Source organism: Enterobacter cloacae complex sp. P1B, from assembly GCF_014982345.1.
In the GTDB taxonomy this organism is placed as follows: domain Bacteria; phylum Pseudomonadota; class Gammaproteobacteria; order Enterobacterales; family Enterobacteriaceae; genus Enterobacter; species Enterobacter bugandensis.
In genome coordinates this window covers 63,968-84,703 of sequence record NZ_JADCLF010000001.1, presented here as the reverse complement: position 1 = coordinate 84,703, position 20,736 = coordinate 63,968, and the positions used below count along the sequence as shown (strand labels likewise).

Here is a 20,736-nt window from a genome sequence, read left to right as displayed (position 1 = left end):
ATTCAGAACCCGTAAGTGACAGGCTTACCGTCTTTACCGCCGGAGGTTATTTCGACTTCATTAATGGCGTCTTTTGTCCGGGCGGGGTTATGCCACTGGTACGGATTGCCCCAGGGGTCTAACGGCACATGCTGGCTAAGATAAGGTCCATTCCAGTTTTGCGCGTTGGAAGGCTTTTCAGTCAGCGCTTTCAGACCTTGTGTTTCAGTTGGATAACTGCCGGTGTCGAGGCGATATTGCCCGAGTGCCTCAGCAAGCGAGCGCATCTGGCGCATGGCGGTTTTCTCCTTAGCCGAGTCGACATTTGAGAAGACTTTTGGCCCGACAAATCCTGCCAGCAGCGCAATAATCATCAGCACGACCAGCAGTTCAAGCAGGGTGAAACCACCCTGTTTTCGCATCACGTTTGTTGCATATTTCATTGAGAGCGTCCCTAGTTGGATAATAGTTGTGATTAATTCCTGAATTTTCCCTGATAAAAGAGCGGGAACACAGGTATGCCATCTTTTTTAATTGGTGAAGATGGGAAAATTAAATAAAGAAGCGTCTTACAGGATGCGAGAATTCTCCCGCGCTGTCGTTGAAGTATTTATTATAAATGCGAGAGATATTTCTTATTTAATGCGGAGGGTTTCCTGATTCACCACTCTATTATCCCCAACGATCTCGGCGCTAAAAAAAAAGACAATTTGCGAGGTAATCCACAGGACTATCATCACAAAGCAATAAGGAACTTTGATGAAAAAACTTACATTATCTCTGTTAATTGGTAGCGCACTAATGGCGCAGTCGGCTTTCGCAGCGCAGGCACCACGAGCGGTCACCTATCTGACCTCCTGGGGCGTTCCGGTCGAGTCCGTTGAGGATATGAAAGAGGTGAAAGCGGATACGTTCCTGCTTTCATTTGGTGGCTGGGATGCAAACGGTAAGCTGTCCAGTTCCGATAATATTGTTGCAGTACCACAATATGATCCCTGGTACATTAATGCGCCAGCTTATGTCGTGTGGAGTCAGCTGAAGCTGGCGCACCCGGAGAAAAAAATGATGCTGGCGCTCGGCGGCGAGACGTATTCCGCGATGTGGTCTTATCTGAATAACGCGCAAACGCGAGAAACGCTGGCGCAGAATCTGGTGAATCTGCTGAATACCAACTTCCCGGTATATAAAAAGAACCTGAAGCCGGAAGAGATGGTTGGCGAATGCCTGAGCGCCGACTGGCAAGGCAAATGTAATATGGCGAACTACCAGAAGGCGGGTACCGTTCAGCTTGACGGCATCGATTTTGACTTTGAAAAGCCCGATCGCGTCACGCCAGAGGAAAACGCAAACCTGCTGGATCTGGCTGAACGGGTTCGTAGCAAGCTCAATGCGTCCGGCAGCAAAAAGCTGCTGAGCCTGACCACCTATCACGTTGGTGCTGACCCGGAGAACTGCACCAACAGCGCGGTAACCGAGAATTGTTCCTTCGTTGAGACGGCTCGCTCTTCACACCATGGCGAAGTTCTGCCGCTGCTGACGCAGGGGAAAAACGTTTTCGATTTCTTCAACGTCATGGCCTATGACGCCGGCCCACGCTTTAAGTATGACGTGGCGATGGCTAACTACGCCCGGGCGGTGGGTGATAAGAGCAAAATCGTTCTCGGTCAGACCATCAACTCCCAGTGGGGGCCAGAAGGTCGCTTTGTTGAAAACCGACAGAACAACGTAAACCGTGCGGGCTGGCAGGCGGAAAACGGCTATGGTGGGTTCTTTATCTGGACGTTGGGTTCAAACGATCAGCAGCTGTCCATCCCGCAGCAGGTTGACTATTTCAATGAAATGAAAGAGCGCGCGGACCTGATGTCGCCTGAACGCCCGCAGGATACCGTCGCGCCAACTGCGCCAGCAGGACTGAAGGTGCTGAACAATGGCTTGACTATCACCCTTGCCTGGCAGCCCTCCACCGATGACCGTGGCGTAGTGGGATATGACATCTACCGTAATGACATCAAAGTCGGGTCTTCAACGGACACCCAGTGGACCGATAATGCAGTAGAGACCGGCGGTGTGGTGTACCACTACAGCGTGAAAGCACGTGATGCAGCGAACAATATCTCTGAAAGCAGCAACGTGGTTAAGGTAGAAACCGTACAGGTCGAAGAGGGACGTCCTGACGCGCCAGGCGGCCTGGCCCTGGTTTCTTCGACGGAAAACAGCCTGACGGTGAAATGGAATGCGGTAGACAACGCGGTGAAATACCACGTACTACGCGATGGGGCGGAGTTACTCACCGTAAGCGGAACGCAGATCTTCGACAGCGGCCTGCGCGCGGGAACAACCTACAGCTACCAGGTGATCGCCGAAAATGCCAAAGGTCATCAGTCTCTCGCCAGTACACCACTTAAAGCCACGACGAAAGAGGGGTCTGTGACGCCTGAGCCGGAAGGCGAGTGGAAAGTCGGTACGCGCTATAAGACTGGAGAAATTGTCACGTATAACGGCACACAGTATCGCTGCGTGCAGGGGCATACGTCTCAGTCCGACTGGGCGCCGACTGCGGCTGCGACGCTTTGGCAGCCTGTTCCTTAATCTTGCGCGGCCCTCGCAAGGGGGCCATTTTCAGGCGTAAGCACGCCTTATTTATTACTTTTTGTTAACTTATTGTTATCATTTATAGTGCAAAAAATTAACAATAGCACTATTGTAGTGCAATATTTGCACTGTCTTTGTGCGTTTCATGTTCTTTTCTGGCCTTTATCGTCTCAGGATGCCGCTTGCATCTGTAACAATACGTTGCTGTAACCCCTTCATTTACTACCGCTTTTTTAAATCTCTTTTGAACCATTAAAAAATTGGTTCGTTTATTGCTTAATCATTAGCACGATAAGTAGCACGCCATATCAATAACTTATCGTTCATAAAAAGAAAATAACGATGATAGTGAGCGAACCAATATGGAAAAACCGTCACGGTTTCTGGCCAATTCCAGCACCGCGCTTGAGCAACTGCGCGGGCTAATCAACCAGCATGAGTCAACACCAGGCACTCCGCTGCCCACGGAACGTGAGCTGTCGGAAACACTCGGCGTAGGACGACGCGAAGTGCGTCGCGCGCTGGACGTGCTGGAAGAAGAAGGGCGGATCTGGCGTAAACAGGGCAAAGGCACCTTTATTGGTCCGGCTGCCCCTGTTGAACCGCTGGCCCTTCAGGGATTGGTTCAGCAGACCAATCTGCTGGAAGTGATGGAAGCTCGTATACAGATCGAACCCGGCTTAGCCCGGCTTGCGGCACTGCGTGCCACCAGGGAAAACCTCGCGCTCATGCAGCGCATGCTGGAACGCATCGACAAGGTCAGCCCGGATGACCGCGATCTCAATGAACTCTGGGATAGCGCCTTTCACCGCGCCATTGCCGAGGCGGCGGGCAATCGCCTGATGCTCGGCCTGTTTGACGCCATTGACGCCGTGCGGCGCGAACCCGGCTGGCAGCATCTGCGTGAATTAGCCCGCACGCCCGAACGCGTCGACAGCTACAACGACCACCATCACAAGATCATGTCCGCGATTATCCATCGCCAGCCTAATGAAGCAGCGGCCGCCATGCGCGAACACCTGCTCAGCCTGCAAAACGCCCTGATTCAGGCGATCCACCTTGAGGACGATTTCACGCTATGACGACGATCCCGTTTAAGGACTCCACGCCTGTACTCCGGCTGAATAATCTCAACGTTAAGTTTTCCGGCTCGCCGGTCAGCGTCCTGGACGGCATTTCCCTGACGGTCAAAGCGGGCGAAACGCTGGCGCTGGTGGGGGAGTCCGGCTGCGGGAAAAGTATCACCTCACTGGCGCTGATGGGTTTACTGCCCGCCAGCGCGCAGATTGTCAGCGGCGAGATGCAGTTTCGCCGCCACGACCTGCGCAAGCTTTCGCCGCGGGAGTATGCCGACCTGCGCGGGAGCGAGCTGGCGATGATTTTCCAGGAGCCGATGACCTCGCTCAATCCGGCCTTCACGTTAGGCGATCAGCTCAGTGAAGCGGTCATGCGTCACCAGAACGTTACTCGCCCGGAGGCGATGAAGGTCGCGCTGCAGATCCTTGAAAAGGTGCAGATCCCGGCGGCGGAGATGCGCCTCAAGGCGTATCCGCACCAGCTTTCCGGCGGCATGCGCCAGCGCGTGATGATTGCCATGGCCCTGATCAACCACCCTAAACTGCTGATTGCCGACGAACCCACCACCGCGCTCGACGTCACCATCCAGGCGCAAATCCTGACCCTGCTGAACACCCTAAAAGAGGAAACCGGCACGGCGGTGCTGATGATCACCCACGATTTAGGCGTGGTGGCTGAAGTGGCCCAGCAGGTGGCGGTAATGTACGCCGGGCAGGTGGTGGAGCAGGGGAGCGTTGAGGCAATATTCGCTGACCCGCAGCACCCGTACACCATCGGCCTGATGGGCTCGATCCCTTCGCTGGGCGCACGCAAAGGCCAGCTCTCTACCATTCCCGGAACGGTCCCGCTCCCGGAATCCATGCCGCAAGGCTGCCGTTTCGCGACGCGCTGCCCGTTTGCGCAGTCGCGCTGTCATGATGAAAAACCGCAGCTCACCACGCTCGGCGCGGGCCATCAGGTCGCCTGCTTCCGCGTGCCGCTTGAACACCACATTGCCCTGGGAGAGACCGCATGACCACGCCCATTCTTGAAGCCCGGGACCTCAGCAAACTTTTCCCCGGTCCGAAAAAACTCTTTTCCCCGGCCCGGTTTGTCACGGCGGTCGATCGCGTTTCGCTTGCCGTGATGCCGGGCGAAACGCTGGCGATTGTCGGCGAGTCCGGTTCCGGGAAATCCACCCTCGGCCGTCTGCTGCTGCGTCTGCTGGCCGCCAGCGAAGGGCGCGTGTTTTATCAGGGGGAGGAGATTACCCACGCCACAGGCGCCCGTCTGAACCAGCTCCGGCGCGAGCTGCAGATTATTTTTCAGGATCCTTTTGCCTCGCTGAATCCGCGCATGACGGTAGAGCAGATCGTCGGTGAGCCGCTGTGGCTGCACCAGAACATGAAGAAAGCGGATCGTCAGTATCGCGTCGCGGAGCTGCTCAAGACCGTTGGCCTGCCTGCCGCCTGGGCCGGGCGCTATCCGCACGAGTTTTCCGGCGGGCAGCGCCAGCGTATCGGCATTGCGCGCGCGCTGGCTTCCGGGCCAAAGCTGCTGCTGGGCGACGAGCCGGTTTCCGCGCTGGATGTGTCGGTGCAGGCGCAGGTGGTTAATCTGCTGGAGAGCCTGAAGCACCAGCTGGGGCTGACGATGGTGATCGTCGCCCACGGTCTGGCGGTGATCCGCCACATGAGCGACCGCGTGGCGGTGATGTACCTTGGGCAAATCGTTGAGCTTGCCACCGTCGACGAGATCTTTGACGCACCGCTGCACCCTTACACCCAGGCGCTGATCGCCTCGGCGCCGCAGATGCAGCCGGGTATTGAGCGCGACGCGCCGCTGCTGCAGGGGGATCTGCCGAACCCGGCGAACCCGCCATCGGGCTGTCGCTTCCACACCCGCTGCCCGTACGTCACTGACGAATGCCGCCAGGTCGAGCCGATTAATCAGGTGCTCGACGGCGGGCGTCAGGTTGCCTGCCACCGCTGGCAGGAGATTAACCGCGATCGCAGCGTTATCCAGATCGCACCGCCATCCGCAGCCTTTCTGCGCCGCCGCGCGCTGTTTGAACACGCGGCCACTCACTCCTCCCTTCCTTCAAGGAACTCATGATAATGACAATGCGTAATTCTCTTTTGACCGTACTGGGAAGTGTTATGTTGCTTGGCGCGGCGCTGCCCGCCCATTCTGAAAGCGTGCTGCGAATCGGCCTGGGGGCAGACCCGGACATGCTCGACCCGCACCTGGCGCGCACCTACTATGGCCGCTTCGTGTTTGCCTCCCTGTGCGACAGGCTGGTGGACGTCGACGAGCATCTGAAGGTCGTGCCAGGTCTCGCGAAATCGTGGGCCTGGAGCGCCGACGGCAAAACGCTGACCATGGATCTGCGCGAAGGCGTGACCTTCCATGACGGAGAGAAATTCGATGCCGCCGCCGCGAAATACAACCTCGACCGCGCCCTGACCCTCAAAGGCTCCCTGCGGAAAAGCGAGATCTCCTCCGTGGAATCGGTAGAGGTCACCGGCCCGATGCAGATAGCGCTGCACCTGAAAACGCCGGACGCCGCGCTGCTGATGCAGCTTACCGACCGCGCGGGCGCGATGATGGCGCCCGAGGCCGCAAAAAAGCCTGACTTTGCCGCCCATCCGGTCTGTTCCGGCCCGTACAAGTTCGACAGCCGCGTGTCGCAGGACCGCATCGTTCTGACCCGCTTCGACAACTACTGGAACAAAGGCGCCTACCACTTCGACAAAATTATCTATCTGCCGATCCCGGATGCCTCCGTGCGTCTGGCGAACCTGCGCGCGGGCGATCTGGATCTGACCGAAGGCATCGCCGCCAGCGACGTCAAAACCGTCGAAGCCGACAGCAAGCTGGCGCTGGCGAAGGTCACCGGCCTGGGCTATCAGGGGATCACCTTCAATATTAACAACGGCAAGGTCCCGGCGAACGATCCGTTCAAAGATGCCCGCGTGCGCGAGGCGTTTTCTCAGGCCATCGACCGTGATGCGTTAAACCAGGTGGTCTTTGAAGGGCTGTATACGCCAGCCAACCAGGCGTTTTCGACGGTCAGCCCGTATCACGTGAATCTGCCGGTTCCGCCGCGCGACGTTGATAAAGCCAAAGCGCTGCTCAAAGCGGCAGGCGTCACCGCGCCGCTGACCGTCAACCTGCTGGTGCCGAACAACCCAACCTCGCAGCAGGTGGGTCAGGTATTGCAGGCGATGGTCGCCGAGGCCGGCTTCACGCTGAACCTGCAGATGACCGAATTTGCCACGCTGCTGGATCGCCAGCAGAGCGGTGATTATCAGCTGAGCTTCTCCGGCTGGTCGGGTCGCCCGGATCCGGACGGCAGCATCTACGGCTTTATCCACAGCAACGGCACGCTTAACGACGGCCGTTACAGCAACACGCAAGTCGATGAGTGGCTGACGCAGGCGCGCCAGAGCACCGATCAGGCCGCACGCCAGCCGCTGTATGACAAGGTGGTGAAGCAGCTGCAAACCGATATGCCGATTGCCTACCTCTACTTCGAGCCGCGCATTTTTGGCCTGAACAAGCGCGTGCAGGGCTTTAAGCCTTACCCGGACGGCATCGTGCGTCTGGCGGGTTTGACGCTGGCGAAATAAACGTCCTGAGGAGAACCCATGCTGGAACTGATTTGCAAACGTCTGCTGCTGGCCGTCCCGACGCTATTGCTGGTGAGCATGATGGTGTTCGGGCTGCAAAAGCTGCTGCCCGGCGACCCACTGATTGCGATGGCTGGTGAGGAACGCGATCCGGCGGTGATCGCCCAGCTGCGCGCGGAGCTGAACCTGGATGCGCCGATCCCGGTTCAGTATTTCCACTGGCTGACGCGGGCGCTGCAGGGCGATCTGGGCGTCTCCTTGCGCACGCACGAGCCGGTGACCGAGCTTATCGCCAGCAAGCTGCCGGTTACGCTGGAGCTGTCGCTGCTGGCGATGCTTATTGCGCTGGTGTTTGGCATCAGCATGGGGATCCTTGCGGCGGTGAACAAAAACAGCTGGGTCGATCACGGGGCGAACTTCGTGGCGATCTCAGGGATCTCTATTCCCCACTTCTGGCTGGGGATCCTGCTGATTCTGGTCTTCTCGGTGAACCTGCAGTGGCTGCCCGCGTCCGGCTACGTGCCGTTCAGTGAAGATCCGCTTCAGAACCTGCGCACGCTGCTGCTGCCCGCGTCCGTGCTCGGAACCGGGCTGGCGGCGACGCTGATGCGCCATACCCGCGCGTCGATGATTGCGGTGCTGAAAGCGGATTATATCCGTACCGCACGCGCCAAGGGGCTGCTGCCGAAGGCGGTCATTCTAAAGCACGCGTTTCGCAACGCGCTGGTACCGGTGATCACCCTCACCACGCTGCTGTTCGGCGAGCTGCTGGGCGGCGCGGTGCTGACCGAGCAGGTGTTCACCATTCCGGGCTTTGGCAAGATGATCGTCGACTCGGTGTTCAACCGTGACTACGCGGTGGTGCAGGGCGTGGTGCTGATCGTGGCGATCGGTTTCCTGCTGCTCAACCTGCTGGCCGACGTGCTTTACGTCCTTATCAACCCGAAAATGCGAGGTTAACGATGGCGGAACTGACGACGCAAACCGTAGCCCCCGCGCTGCCGCGCGCGCAGAACCGGGTGCTGAAGAAATTCCTCGCCAATAAAAGCGCGGTGATTGGCGCGCTTGTGGTGGGTTTCTTTGTGCTGGTGGCGCTGCTGGCGCCGTGGATCGCCCCGTTTGACCCGGTTAAAGCCAACTTCCTCGCGGTGCGCAAAGCGCCGTCAGCGATGTACTGGTTCGGCACCGACGAGCTGGGGCGCGACATTTTGTCCCGCATTATCTGGGGAGCGCGAACCTCGCTGATGGCGGGCTGTATGTCGGTGGTTATCGCGGTGGTCATCGGCGTGCCGCTGGGGCTGGTGGCGGGCTACTTCCAGAAGATGTGGGACGGCGTCATCTCGCGCTTTATCGAGGCGCTGCTGGCCTGTCCGTTCCTGATCATGGCGATCGCGCTGGGGGCATTTTTAGGCCCGAGCCTGACCAATGCGATGATCGCCATCGGTCTTTCGGCGATGCCGATCTTCGCCCGCCTGACGCGCGGGCAGGTGATCGCCATTCGCAACGAAGAGTACATCGACGGCGCGCGGGCGATTGGCCTGCCGGATCGCTGGATCATCATTAAATACGTTCTGCCAAACGTGATGTCGCCGATCCTGGTTCAGGCCACGCTGGCCATTGCCTCGGCGATTATTGCCGAAGCCAGCCTGTCGTTTTTAGGGCTGGGGCAGCAGCCGCCCAATCCGTCCTGGGGGTCCATGCTCAATACCGCGAAAGGTTTCCTTGAGCAGGCGCCGTGGATGTCCGTTTTCCCCGGCGTGGCGATTTTCCTTGCCGTGCAGGGCTTTAATTTACTTGGCGACGGGCTGCGCGATGCGCTCGATCCGCGCCACGACTAAGGAGTCATGATGACCAAAGCGCTTGATTTTACATCCGGTTACGCTTCACGCCGCCCGCCGATGATGGGCCACAACGCCGTTGCCACTTCGCAGCCGCTGGCGGCGCAGGCGGGAATGAAAATGCTGCAGCTGGGTGGTAATGCCGTCGATGCGGCCATTGCCACCGCCATGGCGCTGACCGTTGTTGAGCCGACCGGCAACGGCATCGGCAGCGACGCCTTTGCCATCGTCTGGGACGGTGAAAAACTTCACGGCCTGAACGCGTCCGGGCGCTCGCCGGCCAGCTGGCATGCGGATCTGTTTGCCGGTAAAAGCGCAGTGCCGGAAATCGGCTGGGACGCGGTGACGGTGCCGGGTGCGGTGTCGGGCTGGGTGGCCCTGGCAGAACGCTTCGGCACGCTACCGCTGACCACGCTGGCGCAGCCTGCGATTGACTACGCGCGCAACGGCTTCCCGGTCTCGCCGCTGATTGGTCATCTCTGGCAGCGCGGCTATAACAAGCTGAAAGATCAGCCGGGCTTTAGCGCCTGCTTCGCGCCGGAAGGCCGCGCCCCGCGCGTGGGGGAAATCTTCCGTAACCCGGCGCAGGCTCATTCGCTGGAGCTGATTGCCAAAACCAACGGTGAAGCCTTTTACCGTGGTGAGCTGGCGCAGAAAATCGCCGCCTTCGCCCAGGAGCACGGCGCGCACCTGTCAGCGGAAGATCTGGCAAACCATCGCGTGGACTGGGTTGAACTGCTGTCGCGCGACTTCGCGGGCGGCTCGGTACAGGAGCTGCCGCCAAACGGGCAGGGGATCGCCACGCTGATTGCACTCGGTATTCTGGAGCAGTGCGGCATTGAGAAACATCATCCGGACTCCGTGCAGTCTCTGCACTTATCCATTGAAGCCATGAAGCTGGCGCTGGCGGATCTCGACCGCTACGTGGCGGATGAAGAACATATGGAGTTCGCAGCAAAAGAGCTGCTGAGCGACCACTATCTGAAGTCGCGTGCGGCGCTTATCGATCGCGATAACGCCTCTGACTTTGTGTACGGTTCACCGACGCAGAGCGGCACGGTCTACATCAGCACCGCGGACGCCAGCGGGATGATGGTTTCGTTTATCCAGTCCAACTTTATGGGCTTCGGTTCAGGCATTGTGGTGCCGGATACCGGAATCAGCCTGCAAAACCGCGGCTGCGGCTTTGTGCTCGATCCCAAACACCCGAACGCGCTGGCGGGCAGCAAGCGTCCTTTCCACACCATCATTCCGGGCTTTGCGATGGACGGCAACGGCAAGCCGCTGATGTCCTTCGGCGTGATGGGCGGCCCGATGCAGGCGCAGGGGCATATGCAGATGGCGCTGCGCATCATGCTGCACGGGCAAAACCCGCAGGCGGCCATCGACGCGCCGCGCTGGCGCGTGGTGCAGGGCAGGGAGGTGATTGTTGAATCGACGTTCGATCGCAACACCATTGCCGCGCTGCGCGAGCGCGGGCATCAGATCGTGGTGGAAGATCCGCTCCAGGATTACAACTTCGGCGGTGCGCAGGTGATCTATCGTATGCCGGAAGGGCACTACGTGGCCGCGACGGAGAGCCGCAAAGACGGGCAGGCGTTAGTGAGTTAAAAGAAGCGAGCAACATTGGTAGGCCGGGTAAGGCGTAGCCGCCACCCGGCATTTTTTCACCCAATGCTAAACGGATCCGCATCCTGCCACGCCGGGAACTTCTCGCGATACTCCTTCAGCGCCGTTAACGATAATTCAGCATCAATGCGCGTCGCCTGATGCGGTTCGGCGGTGGCGATGATCTCGCCCTGCGGATTCACCACCCGGCTGTCGCCGCGGTAGTGGTGGCCGTTGCCGTCCGTCCCCACGCGGTTACAGCCCACCACGTACGCCTGGTTCTCAATCGCGCGAGCCACCAGCAGCGCCTGCCAGTGCAGCGAGCGCGGCGCGGGCCAGTTGGCGACGTACAGCGCCAGGTCGTAATCGTTGCGGTTGCGCGACCACACCGGGAAGCGCAGGTCGTAGCAGACCAGCGGCAGAATACGCCAGCCGCGCCACTCGAACACCACGCGTTCGTTACCGGCTTCATAATGATGATGTTCATCGGCCATGCGGAACAGGTGGCGTTTATCGTAAAAATGCACCTTTCCTTCCGGCTCAACCAGCAGGAAGCGGTTCACCGGGCCGCGTTCCGTCTGCAATGCGGCGCTCCCGGCGATCAGCGCGTTGGTTTGCTGCGCTTTGGCATGCATCCAGGCGACCACCTCTTCCTGGGGCATCGACTGTTTCGCCGCTTCCATCGCAAAGCCGGTGGTAAACATCTCCGGCAGGACAATCACATCTCGCCCGGTAATCTCTTCCAGTTGACGATCAAAGTGGCGCAGGTTGGCAGGGCCATCCATCCACACTAAAGGCTGCTGCAAAATCGAAATCTTCAAACCAGGCACGATACAGACTCCTCAAACGACCCCTTTTTGACACTGTAGCACGTCATTACGAGAAAATGTGGCAATAAAAAACCCCGCACCGGGCGGGGTTTGTCATAGCGAAGCGGGTTATGCCGCTTCAGGTTTGCGATGCTTCTCCGGCAGCTTTACCGGCTGCGTCGCCAGCTTTTCCGGTTCGAAATCATCCACGTTAATACTGCGCAGACGGCTCTCTTCGGCTTTCACCAGCAGCGCAGCTTCGTCGTTATTGATAATGCCACCGGCCAGCGCCTGTTTCGCCAGTTCGTCCAGACGGGTAAACGGCAGGTTTTTACCCAGCTGTTTGCAGATTTTCTGGTGAATCGGGTCGGCGGCCATCACGTCCAGCAGCGCCTCTTCCAGCAGGCCCACCGGGTTATGCGGCGTTGGTGCCAGATACTGACCGCGGCCAATGCGGGAGCGGGTTGCGCTCGGAACCTGCAGGATCTTCGCCACCTTGTGGTCCAGCTTGTCGGACGGCGCCAGATGATGACGACCGGTCGGGAAGATCACCACGCGCAGAGCGCCAGCCACGAAGCGGTTCGGGAAGTTCGCCAGCAGGTCGTCAATCGCCTGTTCCGCCTGATACATCGCATCCTGCACGCCCCAGTGCACCAGCGGCAGATCCGCTTCCTGACGGCCTTCGTCGTCGTAGCGTTTCAGCACCGCAGAGGCCAGGAAGATCTGGCTCAGCACGTCGCCCAGACGGGCGGAGATACGCTCGCGACGCTTCAGGCTACCGCCCAGCACCGCCATGGAAACGTCGGACAGCAGAGCCAGGTTGGCGCTCAGACGGTTCAGATGCTGGTAGTAACGTTTGGTCGCATCGCCGGTTGGCGTCGCGCTGGTCAGGCCGCGCGTCAGGCCCAGCCAGAAGCTCCGCACCTTGTTGCTGCCCACGTGACCGATATGTTTGAACAGCAGTTTGTCGAAGGCGTCCACGTCGTTATTCTGCGCAGCGGCCATCTCTTCCAGCACGTACGGATGGCAGCGAATCGCACCCTGGCCGAAGATCATCATGCTGCGGGTCAGGATGTTAGCCCCTTCCACGGTGATGGCAATCGGTGCGCCCTGATAGCCGCGCGCCAGGAAGTTGCCTTCGCCGAGCATAATGCCTTTACCGCCCGCGATATCCATCGCGTCAATGATCGACTGCTGCGCGCGGTGGGTACAGTGGTACTTCACAATCGCGGACAGCACGGCCGGTTTTTCGCCCAGCATAATGCCGTAGGTTATCAGAGATGCAGCGGCGTCCATCACGTAGGCGTTGCCCGCGATGCGCGCCAGCGGCTCTTCGATACCTTCCATCTTGCCGATGGAGATTTTGAACTGACGGCGAATGTGGGCATAAGCGCCAATTCCCATCGCGACGGACTTCAGGCCGCCGGTTGAGTTCGACGGCAGGGTAATACCGCGACCCACCGACAGACATTCCACCAGCATGCGCCAGCCCTGACCGGCCATTTTCGGGCCGCCGATGATGTAGTCAATCGGCACGAAGATATCCTGGCCGCGGGTCGGACCGTTCTGGAACGGCACGTTCAGCGGGAAGTGACGACGGCCAATTTCCACACCCGGCGTCGAGGTTGGGATCAGCGCGCAGGTAATGCCCAGATCTTCTTCACCGCCCAGCAGTTTTTCCGGGTCGGAGAGCTTAAAGGCCAGGCCCAGCACGGTGGCGATAGGCGCCAGGGTGATATAGCGTTTGTTCCAGGTCAGGCGCATGCCCAGCACCTGCTGGCCCTGCCACTCGCCCATACAGACCACGCCAGTATCCGGGATTGCGCCTGCATCGGAGCCTGCTTCCGGGCTGGTCAGCGCGAAGCACGGGATTTCCTGACCGCGCGCCAGTCGCGGCAGATAGTGATCTTTCTGCTCTTCCGTACCGTAATGCTGCAGCAGTTCGCCCGGGCCTAAGGAGTTCGGTACGCCGACGGTAATCGCCAGGATCCCGGAGACGCCCGCCAGCTTTTGCAGCACGCGAGCCTGCGCGTAAGCGGAGAACTCAAGACCGCCGTACTCTTTCTTAATGATCATCGCGAAGAAGCGATGCTCTTTCAGGTACGCCCACAGCTCCGGCGGCAGGTCGGCCATTTCGTGGGTGATAGCAAAGTCGTTCGCCATGCGGCACGCTTCTTCCACCGGGCCGTCAATAAAGGCCTGTTCTTCGGCGGTCAGGCGCGGCTGCGGATAGTTGTGCAGCTTTTTCCAGTCCGGGTTACCCTGGAACAGGTCGCCTTCCCACCAGGTGGTGCCCGCATCAATCGCTTCTTTCTCGGTGCGCGACATCGGCGGCATCACTTTGCGGAAGCCTTTAAATACTGGCGCGGAGATCATCGACTTACGCATCGGGGCCAGGTTAAACGGCAGCAGAATGATGGCAAGAGGGACCAAAATCCAGATATTCCAGAGACCTGCGACGCCAAGCGCAGCCGTCCAGGCCAGAAGAATCAGGCTGCTCAGGAATAAACTGACGCGGTGATAGAACAACACACCGAGCAGTACAACGGTTGCGAGAATGCTCAAAATCATCATAAAGAAAAGCTCCCTTGCTTGTAGGAGGTCTGACCACTTGTGATGATATGGTTGTAGTTGATGTGAATTCCTTTAGCAATGTGTTTACAAAATAATTACAACCTGGTTCACATTGTTCGCGTTTTCGCCGGCACAAAAAATCAAAACGCCGGACGATTCGCATGGCTTTAGCTTCTCGCTTTTCCCGCTATCCGGTACACTCCACTGTGTTATTTCATCAATACTGAAGGATTATCCTCATGTACCAGGATCTTATTCGTAACGAACTGAACGAAGCGGCGGAAACGCTGGCGAACTTTCTGAAAGATGATGCCAATATTCACGCTATTCAGCGCGCGGCGGTCCTGCTGGCCGACAGTTTTAAGGCCGGTGGCAAAGTGCTCTCCTGCGGTAACGGCGGTTCCCACTGTGACGCCATGCACTTCGCCGAAGAGCTGACCGGACGCTATCGCGAAAACCGTCCGGGCTACCCGGCGATTGCGATTTCCGACGTGAGCCACATCTCCTGCGTAGGCAACGACTTCGGTTACGACCACATCTTTTCCCGCTACGTTGAGGCAGTAGGCCGTGAAGGCGACGTGCTGCTGGGTATCTCTACCTCCGGTAACTCCGCGAACGTGATCAAAGCGATCGCCGCCGCGCGTGAAAAAGGGATGAAGGTGATCACCCTGACCGGGAAAGATGGCGGTAAGATGGACGGTACGGCGGATATCGAAATTCGCGTTCCGCACTTCGGCTATGCAGATCGCGTTCAGGAAATTCACATCAAAGTGATCCACATCCTGATCCAGCTGATCGAAAAAGAGATGGTTAAGTAAGACTTCGCTGGGGGGCGCCGGTGCCCCCCGCTGTTGTGGAGGTGATGTATGTGCGAACTGCTCGGGATGAGCGCCAATGTGCCAACCGATATCTGCTTTAGCTTCACCGGGCTGGTTCAGCGCGGTGGGGGAACCGGGCCGCATAAAGACGGCTGGGGCATCACCTTCTACGAAGGCAAAGGGTGTCGCACGTTCAAAGATCCACAGCCCAGCTTTAACTCACCGATTGCCAAACTGGTGCAGGACTATCCCATTAAATCCTGTTCGGTGATCGCGCATATTCGCCAGGCAAACCGTGGCGAAGTTGCGCTGGAAAATACCCATCCCTTTACACGCGAGCTGTGGGGCCGTAACTGGACCTACGCGCACAACGGGCAGCTTACGGGCTATAAATCTCTGGAAACGGGCAACTTCCGTCCGGTGGGCGAAACGGACAGCGAGAAGGCCTTCTGCTGGCTGCTGCATAAGCTGACAGAACGTTATCCGCGCACGCCCGGCAATATGGCCGCCGTATTCAAATACATCGCGACGCTGGCAGCCGAATTGCGTGAAAAAGGCGTGTTTAACATGCTGTTGTCTGACGGACGCTACGTGATGGCGTTCTGCTCGACGAATCTCTTCTGGATCACGCGCCGCGCGCCGTTTGGTGTTGCTACGCTGCTCGATCAGGATGTGGAGATAGATTTTCAGAAAGAGACCACACCGAACGATGTGGTCACCGTTATTGCAACGCAGCCGCTGACGGGCAACGAAACCTGGCAAAAGATTATGCCAGGCGAGTGGGTGCTATTTTGTCTCGGGGACCGTGTAATTTGACGCCAGCTGCGGGTGGACGACTTCGTGGCTCAGCGGTTTGCTGACCACGTAACGGCCATCGACGATAGAGACTACCGGCGGCTTGTGGGTCTGCTCAAAGTAGTCATAACCCGGCTTCAGCTGTTTCCAGAAATCGGCGTAGTAAGAGTACTTATGGCGCGCCATATTGGCATCGGTCATGCGGAACGGATAGATGCTGACCTGAACGTTAGGCTGCCCAAAGACCAGTGCGCCGGTTACGAACTGGAAAATCTCATCAATGCCGGAGTCGGTCATCGCGTAGCAGCCGACAGACACGCAGGCACCGTGGATCATCAGGTATTTCCCTTCATAACCGTGAGCACGGTCATAGGCGTTCGGGAAACCGATGTTGATGGCTTTATAGAAGCGGCTATCCGGCTTTAGCTGGTTACGCTGAACGTTGTAAAAACCTTCCGGGCTTTTGAAATCGCCCTGACGCTGTTTCGGGCCCAGCCCGCCGGAATAGTTACAAATTTTGTAGCTATCAAGCAGCTGATATGTTTCGCCCATTTTTACAAACAGATCGAGCGTGCGCTCTTCCTTGAAGATTTGAATATAAACCGGGGATCCCATTAACTGCTGTTTATATTCTTTGCTGATCGGCGTGGTGGAGCTGTTGCTGCTGAGCAGCCCGGCAAACGACATGCACGGAATCAGAAGCATCGCAATGAACAATGCGATTTTACGCATACTACAAATTCCTTGATAAAACCTGGACTAACTTGCCAGGACGGCAAAAGAGACCCGAAATCAGATTATTCTGTTAGGTGCGCTCACATTAGCACCGCTATAGATTTTCGCAAGAGCCGGGCGGTGAGTTTACAAATTAGTTTTACTTTATAAACCATCAAAAATGCGCTGGCTCCAGGAACTTTGCGTAATAGCTCGCATTTTGGCGCGCCCGACCGTGGATCCCCTGCCCGAGAGAAGGGGAAAATGTTACACTTTGCGCCCACTGGATTGTTGTTTATGGAAACCTGCTAACCACATGTTTAAAATAAAAAAAGGACTTAATTTGCCGATTGCAGGCGTGCCTGAGCAGCACGTCTCGTGTGGCGCAAGCGTCCGTCATGTCGCAATTTTAGGTGACGATTATCTGGGCATGCGTCCTTCAATGCTGGTGCAGGAGGGCGATCGCGTGATCAAAGGGCAAGCGCTCTTTGAAGACAAAAAAAATCCCGGCGTCATGTTCACGGCCCCCGCCAGCGGCACCGTGGTAGCGATCAACCGCGGCGAGCGTCGCGTGCTGCAGTCGGTGGTAATCCGCATTGAAGGCGATGAACAGCGTGAGTTTGCTCGTTATGATGCGGCAGACCTCGCGACGCTTAGCCGCGAAGATGTGCAGGCTCAGCTGCTCGCGTCCGGCCTGTGGACGGCGCTGCGTACGCGTCCTTTCAGCAAATCACCCGTTCCTGATACCGCCCCGGCTGCCATTTTCGTGACGGCCATCGACACCAACCCGCTCAGCGCAGACCCGCAGCCCATTATCCTGGCGCAGCGTAAAGCCTTTGATGCCGGGCTGACCGTTCTGACTCGCCTGACGCCCGGAAAAGTGCACGTTTGCCAGGCCAGCGGCGGCAAGCTTGGCGGCCATCCGCAGGGGCAGGTTACGTTTAATGAATTTTCCGGCCCGCATCCGGCGGGTCTGGTAGGGACCCATATCCACTTCCTTGAGCCGGTGAGCCTTAAAAAACAGGTCTGGCACCTTAATTATCAGGATGTCATTGCCATCGGTAAGCTCTTTACGACGGGTGAACTCTGCGCTGAACGGATTATCGCCATCGGCGGGCCGCAGGCCGCAAACCCGCGTCTGGTTAAGACGCTTCTGGGAGCAGACATTAATGAACTGCTGGCAGGGGAAACGAAAGAGGGTGAAAACCGCCTCATTTCCGGTTCGGTACTCAGCGGCCGCCGCGCTGTCAATGCGCACGCGTACCTGGGACGTTTCCATCTTCAGGTGAGCGTCGTTCTGGAAGGGCGTGAGAAAGAGCTGTTCGGCTGGGTTCTGCCTGGCGCAGAAAAATACTCCGTCACCCGCACCACGCTTGGCCACTTTCTGCGTCATAAGCTCTTTAACTTCTCTACCAGCACAAACGGCGGCGAGCGCGCGATGGTTCCGATTGGCAACTACGAACGTGTAATGCCGCTGGATATTCTGCCTACCGTGCTGCTGCGCGATCTTCTGGCAGGCGATACCGACGGCGCGCAGGCGCTCGGTTGTCTGGAACTGGATGAAGAAGATCTGGCGCTCTGTACCTATGTGTGTCCGGGTAAATACGAATATGGACCCGTATTGCGCGAGGTGTTAACCCGCATTGAGCAGGAAGGATAACCATGGGATTAAAACACCTCTTTGAAAAAATTGAGCCGCACTTTACCGAAGGGAAGCTCAAAAAGTACTACCCGCTGTATGAAGCGACGACGACTATTTTCTACACTCCGGGTCTGGTGACGAAAGGGGCAGCGCACGTTCGCGATGCCATCGATCTGAAACGCATGATGATCCTGGTGTGGTTTGCGGTTTTCCCGGCCATGTTCTGGGGCATGTACAACGTTGGTCTGCAAACCATTCCGGCGCTGCATCACATGTACGACGCTCAGCAGCTGGCGCAGGTGATCCAGTCTGACTGGCACTATCGTCTGGCGCAGTCGCTGGGCGTGAGCTTTGCGGCTGATGCAGGCTGGGTCAGCATGATGACGCTGGGGGCCGTCTTCTTCCTGCCGATCTACATGACCGTCTTTATCGTGGGCGGCTTCTGGGAAGTGCTGTTCGCCATCATCCGCAAACACGAGATTAACGAAGGCTTCTTCGTGACCTCCATTCTGTTTGCGCTGATTGTTCCGCCTACTCTGCCGCTCTGGCAGGCGGCGATGGGGATCAGCTTTGGCGTGGTGATTGCCAAAGAGATTTTCGGCGGCACCGGACGTAACTTCCTCAACCCGGCGCTGGCGGGGCGTGCGTTCCTGTTCTTTGCTTACCCGGCGCAGATTTCGGGCGACCTGGTGTGGACGGCTGCGGACGGTTTCTCCGGCGCGACGCCGCTTTCTCAGTGGGCGGCAGGCGGCGGTGAAACGCTGGTCAACAATGCTACCGGCCAGCCCGTAACCTGGTTCGACGCGTTTCTTGGCAACATTCCGGGCTCTATTGGCGAAGTATCTACCCTGATGATTTTAATCGGCGGGGCCATCATCCTCTTTGGCCGCGTGGCCTCCTGGCGCATCGTCGCGGGCGTTATGCTCGGCATGGTGCTTACCGCCACGCTGTTCAACCTCATTGGTTCAGACACGAACCCGATGTTCTCCATGCCGTGGTACTGGCACCTGGTGCTGGGAGGCTTTGCGTTTGGCATGATGTTCATGGCCACCGATCCCGTCTCGGCTTCCTTTACCGACAGGGGGAAATGGTGTTACGGCGCGCTCATTGGCGTGATGTGTGTACTTATTCGCGTGGTCAACCCGGCCTATCCGGAAGGGATGATGTTGGCCATTCTGTTTGCCAACCTGTTTGCGCCGCTGTTCGACTACCTGGTCGTGCGCGCCAACATTAAGCGGAGGAAGGCGCGTGGCTGAGGTTAAAAATAACGACAGCATCAGCAAAACGCTGCTGGTGGTTTTGGTACTGTGTCTGGTCTGTTCCATCGTGGTTGCCGGTTCCGCCGTAGGGTTGAAACCGCTGCAGCAGGAACAGCGCGCGCTGGATAAACAGCGTAACATCCTGGCCGTTGCCGGGCTGATGCAGGAAGGCATGACGAAGGACGACGTCGCCGACGTGTTTGCTGAACGCATTACCGCACGGCTGGTGGATTTAAAAACCGGCGAGCTGATGGATAAAGACCCGGCGAAATATAACCAGGCGCTGGCATTAAAGGATCCGCAGATGAGCACCGTGCTTGACGCCTCGCAGGATCCGGCTGGCATTAAGCGCCGCAGCAATGTCGCGGAGATTTATCTCGTCCGTGACGAGCAGAAGCGCATACAGGAAATCGTGTTGCCCATCTACGGCAACGGCTTATGGTCAATGATGTATGCGTTTGTGGCACTGGATACCGATGGCCGCACGGTCAAAGGTATTACTTATTACGATCAGGGCGAAACGCCGGGGCTGGGTGGCGAAGTGGAAAACCCTAACTGGCGTGCGAAGTTTATCGGTAAAAAAGTGCTCAATGATAACGGTCAGCCTGCGCTGAAGGTGGTGAAAGGAGGCGCGCGTCCTGGGGATGAATTCGCCGTTGACGGTCTTTCCGGCGCCACACTCACCTCTAACGGGGTGCAGCACAGTTTTGATTTCTGGATGGGTGAACTGGGCTTTGGTCCCTTCCTGAAGAACGTACGTGAAGGAGCGCTGAACAATGGCTGATACGGGTGAACTGAAAGAAGTTAAAAAAGTGCTTATTGGCCCACTTTTAGCCAATAACCCGATAACCCTGCAGGTGCTGGGTGTGTGCTCGGCTCTGGCGGTAACGACCAAGCTGGAAACGGCGGTGGTGATGACGCTGGCGGTAACGCTGGTGACGGCGTTTTCCAGCATGTTTATCTCGATGATCCGCCACCACATCCCCAATAGCGTGAGGATCATCGTGCAGATGGCGATCATCGCCTCGCTGGTGATCGTGGTCGATCAGCTGCTGCGCGCTTTCGCCTACGAAACCTCCAAACAGCTTTCGGTGTTTGTCGGGCTGATTATCACCAACTGCATCGTGATGGGGCGCGCTGAAGCCTACGCCATGAAAATGCCGCCGCTGGCGAGCTTTATGGACGGTATCGGCAACGGCCTGGGCTACGGCGTGATCCTCCTGACGGTCGGTTTTCTGCGCGAGCTGATTGGCAGCGGCAAGCTGTTTGGCGTTCAGGTGCTGGATACGGTACAGAACGGCGGCTGGTATCTGCCGAACGGCCTGTTCCTGCTGGCCCCAAGCGCGTTTTTCATTATCGGTTTGCTGATCTGGCTGATTCGTACGTTGAAGCCTGAACAGCAGGAAAAGGAGTAACCGAC

Annotated in this window: 18 protein-coding genes; 14 read left to right on the top strand and 4 right to left on the bottom strand. The window is 57.9% G+C overall.

Annotation, left to right across the window (positions count from 1 at the left end):
* Positions 1-2: 2 nt before the first annotated feature.
* Positions 3-422 (bottom strand): type II secretion system major pseudopilin GspG, encoded by a 420-nt coding sequence (gene gspG / locus INF77_RS00390; RefSeq protein ID WP_045630682.1) that lies wholly within the window; start codon positions 420-422, stop codon positions 3-5.
* A 316-nt stretch (positions 423-738) separates the two neighbouring features.
* Between gspG and INF77_RS00385 the strand changes: the two genes are divergently transcribed.
* The 8 genes from INF77_RS00385 to INF77_RS00350 all read left to right on the top strand — a co-directional run bounded on the left by INF77_RS00385 (position 739) and on the right by INF77_RS00350 (position 10,708).
* Complete coding sequence (locus tag INF77_RS00385; protein ID WP_193532792.1) at positions 739-2,568, top strand: glycosyl hydrolase family 18 protein; 1,830 nt, start codon at positions 739-741, stop codon at positions 2,566-2,568.
* A gap of 365 nt (positions 2,569-2,933) precedes the next feature.
* Entirely contained in the window at positions 2,934-3,653 is a 720-nt protein-coding gene (locus INF77_RS00380; RefSeq protein ID WP_028012064.1) for a FadR/GntR family transcriptional regulator, read from the top strand.
* Entirely contained in the window at positions 3,650-4,663 is a 1,014-nt protein-coding gene (locus tag INF77_RS00375) for an ABC transporter ATP-binding protein (protein ID WP_045630680.1), read from the top strand. Before INF77_RS00380 ends, INF77_RS00375 begins: the two co-directional genes overlap by 4 nt.
* Positions 4,660-5,742, top strand: a complete 1,083-nt coding sequence (locus INF77_RS00370; RefSeq protein WP_045259782.1) for an ABC transporter ATP-binding protein — start codon at positions 4,660-4,662, stop codon at positions 5,740-5,742. The genes INF77_RS00375 and INF77_RS00370 overlap by 4 nt, the downstream gene beginning before the upstream one ends.
* A gap of 2 nt (positions 5,743-5,744) precedes the next feature.
* Positions 5,745-7,259 (top strand): ABC transporter substrate-binding protein, encoded by a 1,515-nt coding sequence (locus INF77_RS00365; protein WP_074164099.1) that lies wholly within the window; start codon positions 5,745-5,747, stop codon positions 7,257-7,259.
* Between the two features lie 18 nt (positions 7,260-7,277).
* On the top strand, positions 7,278-8,219 hold the full coding sequence (locus INF77_RS00360) for an ABC transporter permease (RefSeq protein WP_193532791.1): 942 nt from the start codon (positions 7,278-7,280) through the stop codon (positions 8,217-8,219).
* Positions 8,220-8,221: 2 nt separating this feature from the next.
* Positions 8,222-9,097: an ABC transporter permease gene (locus INF77_RS00355; protein WP_028012069.1), complete on the top strand. Its 876-nt coding sequence runs from the start codon at positions 8,222-8,224 to the stop codon at positions 9,095-9,097.
* 9 nt (positions 9,098-9,106) lie between these two features.
* Positions 9,107-10,708 (top strand): gamma-glutamyltransferase family protein, encoded by a 1,602-nt coding sequence (locus tag INF77_RS00350; RefSeq protein WP_193031476.1) that lies wholly within the window; start codon positions 9,107-9,109, stop codon positions 10,706-10,708.
* A 56-nt stretch (positions 10,709-10,764) separates the two neighbouring features.
* Here the strand turns inward: INF77_RS00350 and INF77_RS00345 are convergent, their stop codons facing one another.
* On the bottom strand, positions 10,765-11,535 hold the full coding sequence (locus INF77_RS00345; RefSeq protein WP_041911141.1) for an amidohydrolase: 771 nt from the start codon (positions 11,533-11,535) through the stop codon (positions 10,765-10,767).
* 108 nt (positions 11,536-11,643) lie between these two features.
* A complete protein-coding gene (fadE, locus tag INF77_RS00340; RefSeq protein ID WP_193532790.1) occupies positions 11,644-14,088 on the bottom strand; it encodes an acyl-CoA dehydrogenase FadE in 2,445 nt (814 codons plus the stop codon).
* Between the two features lie 239 nt (positions 14,089-14,327).
* Between fadE and lpcA the strand changes: the two genes are divergently transcribed.
* Together lpcA and INF77_RS00330 are read left to right on the top strand one after the other, a co-directional pair.
* Positions 14,328-14,906 carry a D-sedoheptulose 7-phosphate isomerase gene (lpcA, locus tag INF77_RS00335; RefSeq protein WP_003863232.1) on the top strand — a complete coding sequence of 193 codons (579 nt, stop codon included), beginning with the start codon at positions 14,328-14,330 and terminating at the stop codon, positions 14,904-14,906.
* Positions 14,907-14,954: 48 nt separating this feature from the next.
* On the top strand, positions 14,955-15,722 hold the full coding sequence (locus INF77_RS00330) for a class II glutamine amidotransferase (RefSeq protein ID WP_028012073.1): 768 nt from the start codon (positions 14,955-14,957) through the stop codon (positions 15,720-15,722).
* Here the strand turns inward: INF77_RS00330 and dpaA are convergent.
* On the bottom strand, positions 15,693-16,433 hold the full coding sequence (gene dpaA, locus INF77_RS00325) for a peptidoglycan meso-diaminopimelic acid protein amidase (RefSeq protein WP_041911140.1): 741 nt from the start codon (positions 16,431-16,433) through the stop codon (positions 15,693-15,695). The two genes, INF77_RS00330 and dpaA, sit on opposite strands and share 30 nt — an antisense overlap.
* A gap of 298 nt (positions 16,434-16,731) precedes the next feature.
* Between dpaA and INF77_RS00320 the strand changes: the two genes are divergently transcribed.
* Genes INF77_RS00320 through INF77_RS00305 form a run of 4 tightly spaced genes read left to right on the top strand, consistent with a single transcriptional unit; the run spans position 16,732 to position 20,731 of the window.
* The gene (locus INF77_RS00320; protein WP_045259786.1) at positions 16,732-18,075 is read left to right on the top strand and encodes a Na(+)-translocating NADH-quinone reductase subunit A; all 1,344 of its coding nucleotides are present in this window, start codon (positions 16,732-16,734) and stop codon (positions 18,073-18,075) included.
* A 2-nt stretch (positions 18,076-18,077) separates the two neighbouring features.
* Positions 18,078-19,313 (top strand): NADH:ubiquinone reductase (Na(+)-transporting) subunit B, encoded by a 1,236-nt coding sequence (locus INF77_RS00315; RefSeq protein ID WP_028012076.1) that lies wholly within the window; start codon positions 18,078-18,080, stop codon positions 19,311-19,313.
* Positions 19,306-20,100, top strand: a complete 795-nt coding sequence (locus INF77_RS00310) for a Na(+)-translocating NADH-quinone reductase subunit C (RefSeq protein WP_193532789.1) — start codon at positions 19,306-19,308, stop codon at positions 20,098-20,100. The genes INF77_RS00315 and INF77_RS00310 overlap by 8 nt, the downstream gene beginning before the upstream one ends.
* Positions 20,093-20,731, top strand: coding sequence for an NADH:ubiquinone reductase (Na(+)-transporting) subunit D (locus tag INF77_RS00305; protein ID WP_028012078.1), 639 nt, complete (start codon positions 20,093-20,095; stop codon positions 20,729-20,731). The genes INF77_RS00310 and INF77_RS00305 overlap by 8 nt, the downstream gene beginning before the upstream one ends.
* Positions 20,732-20,736: the final 5 nt, after the last annotated feature.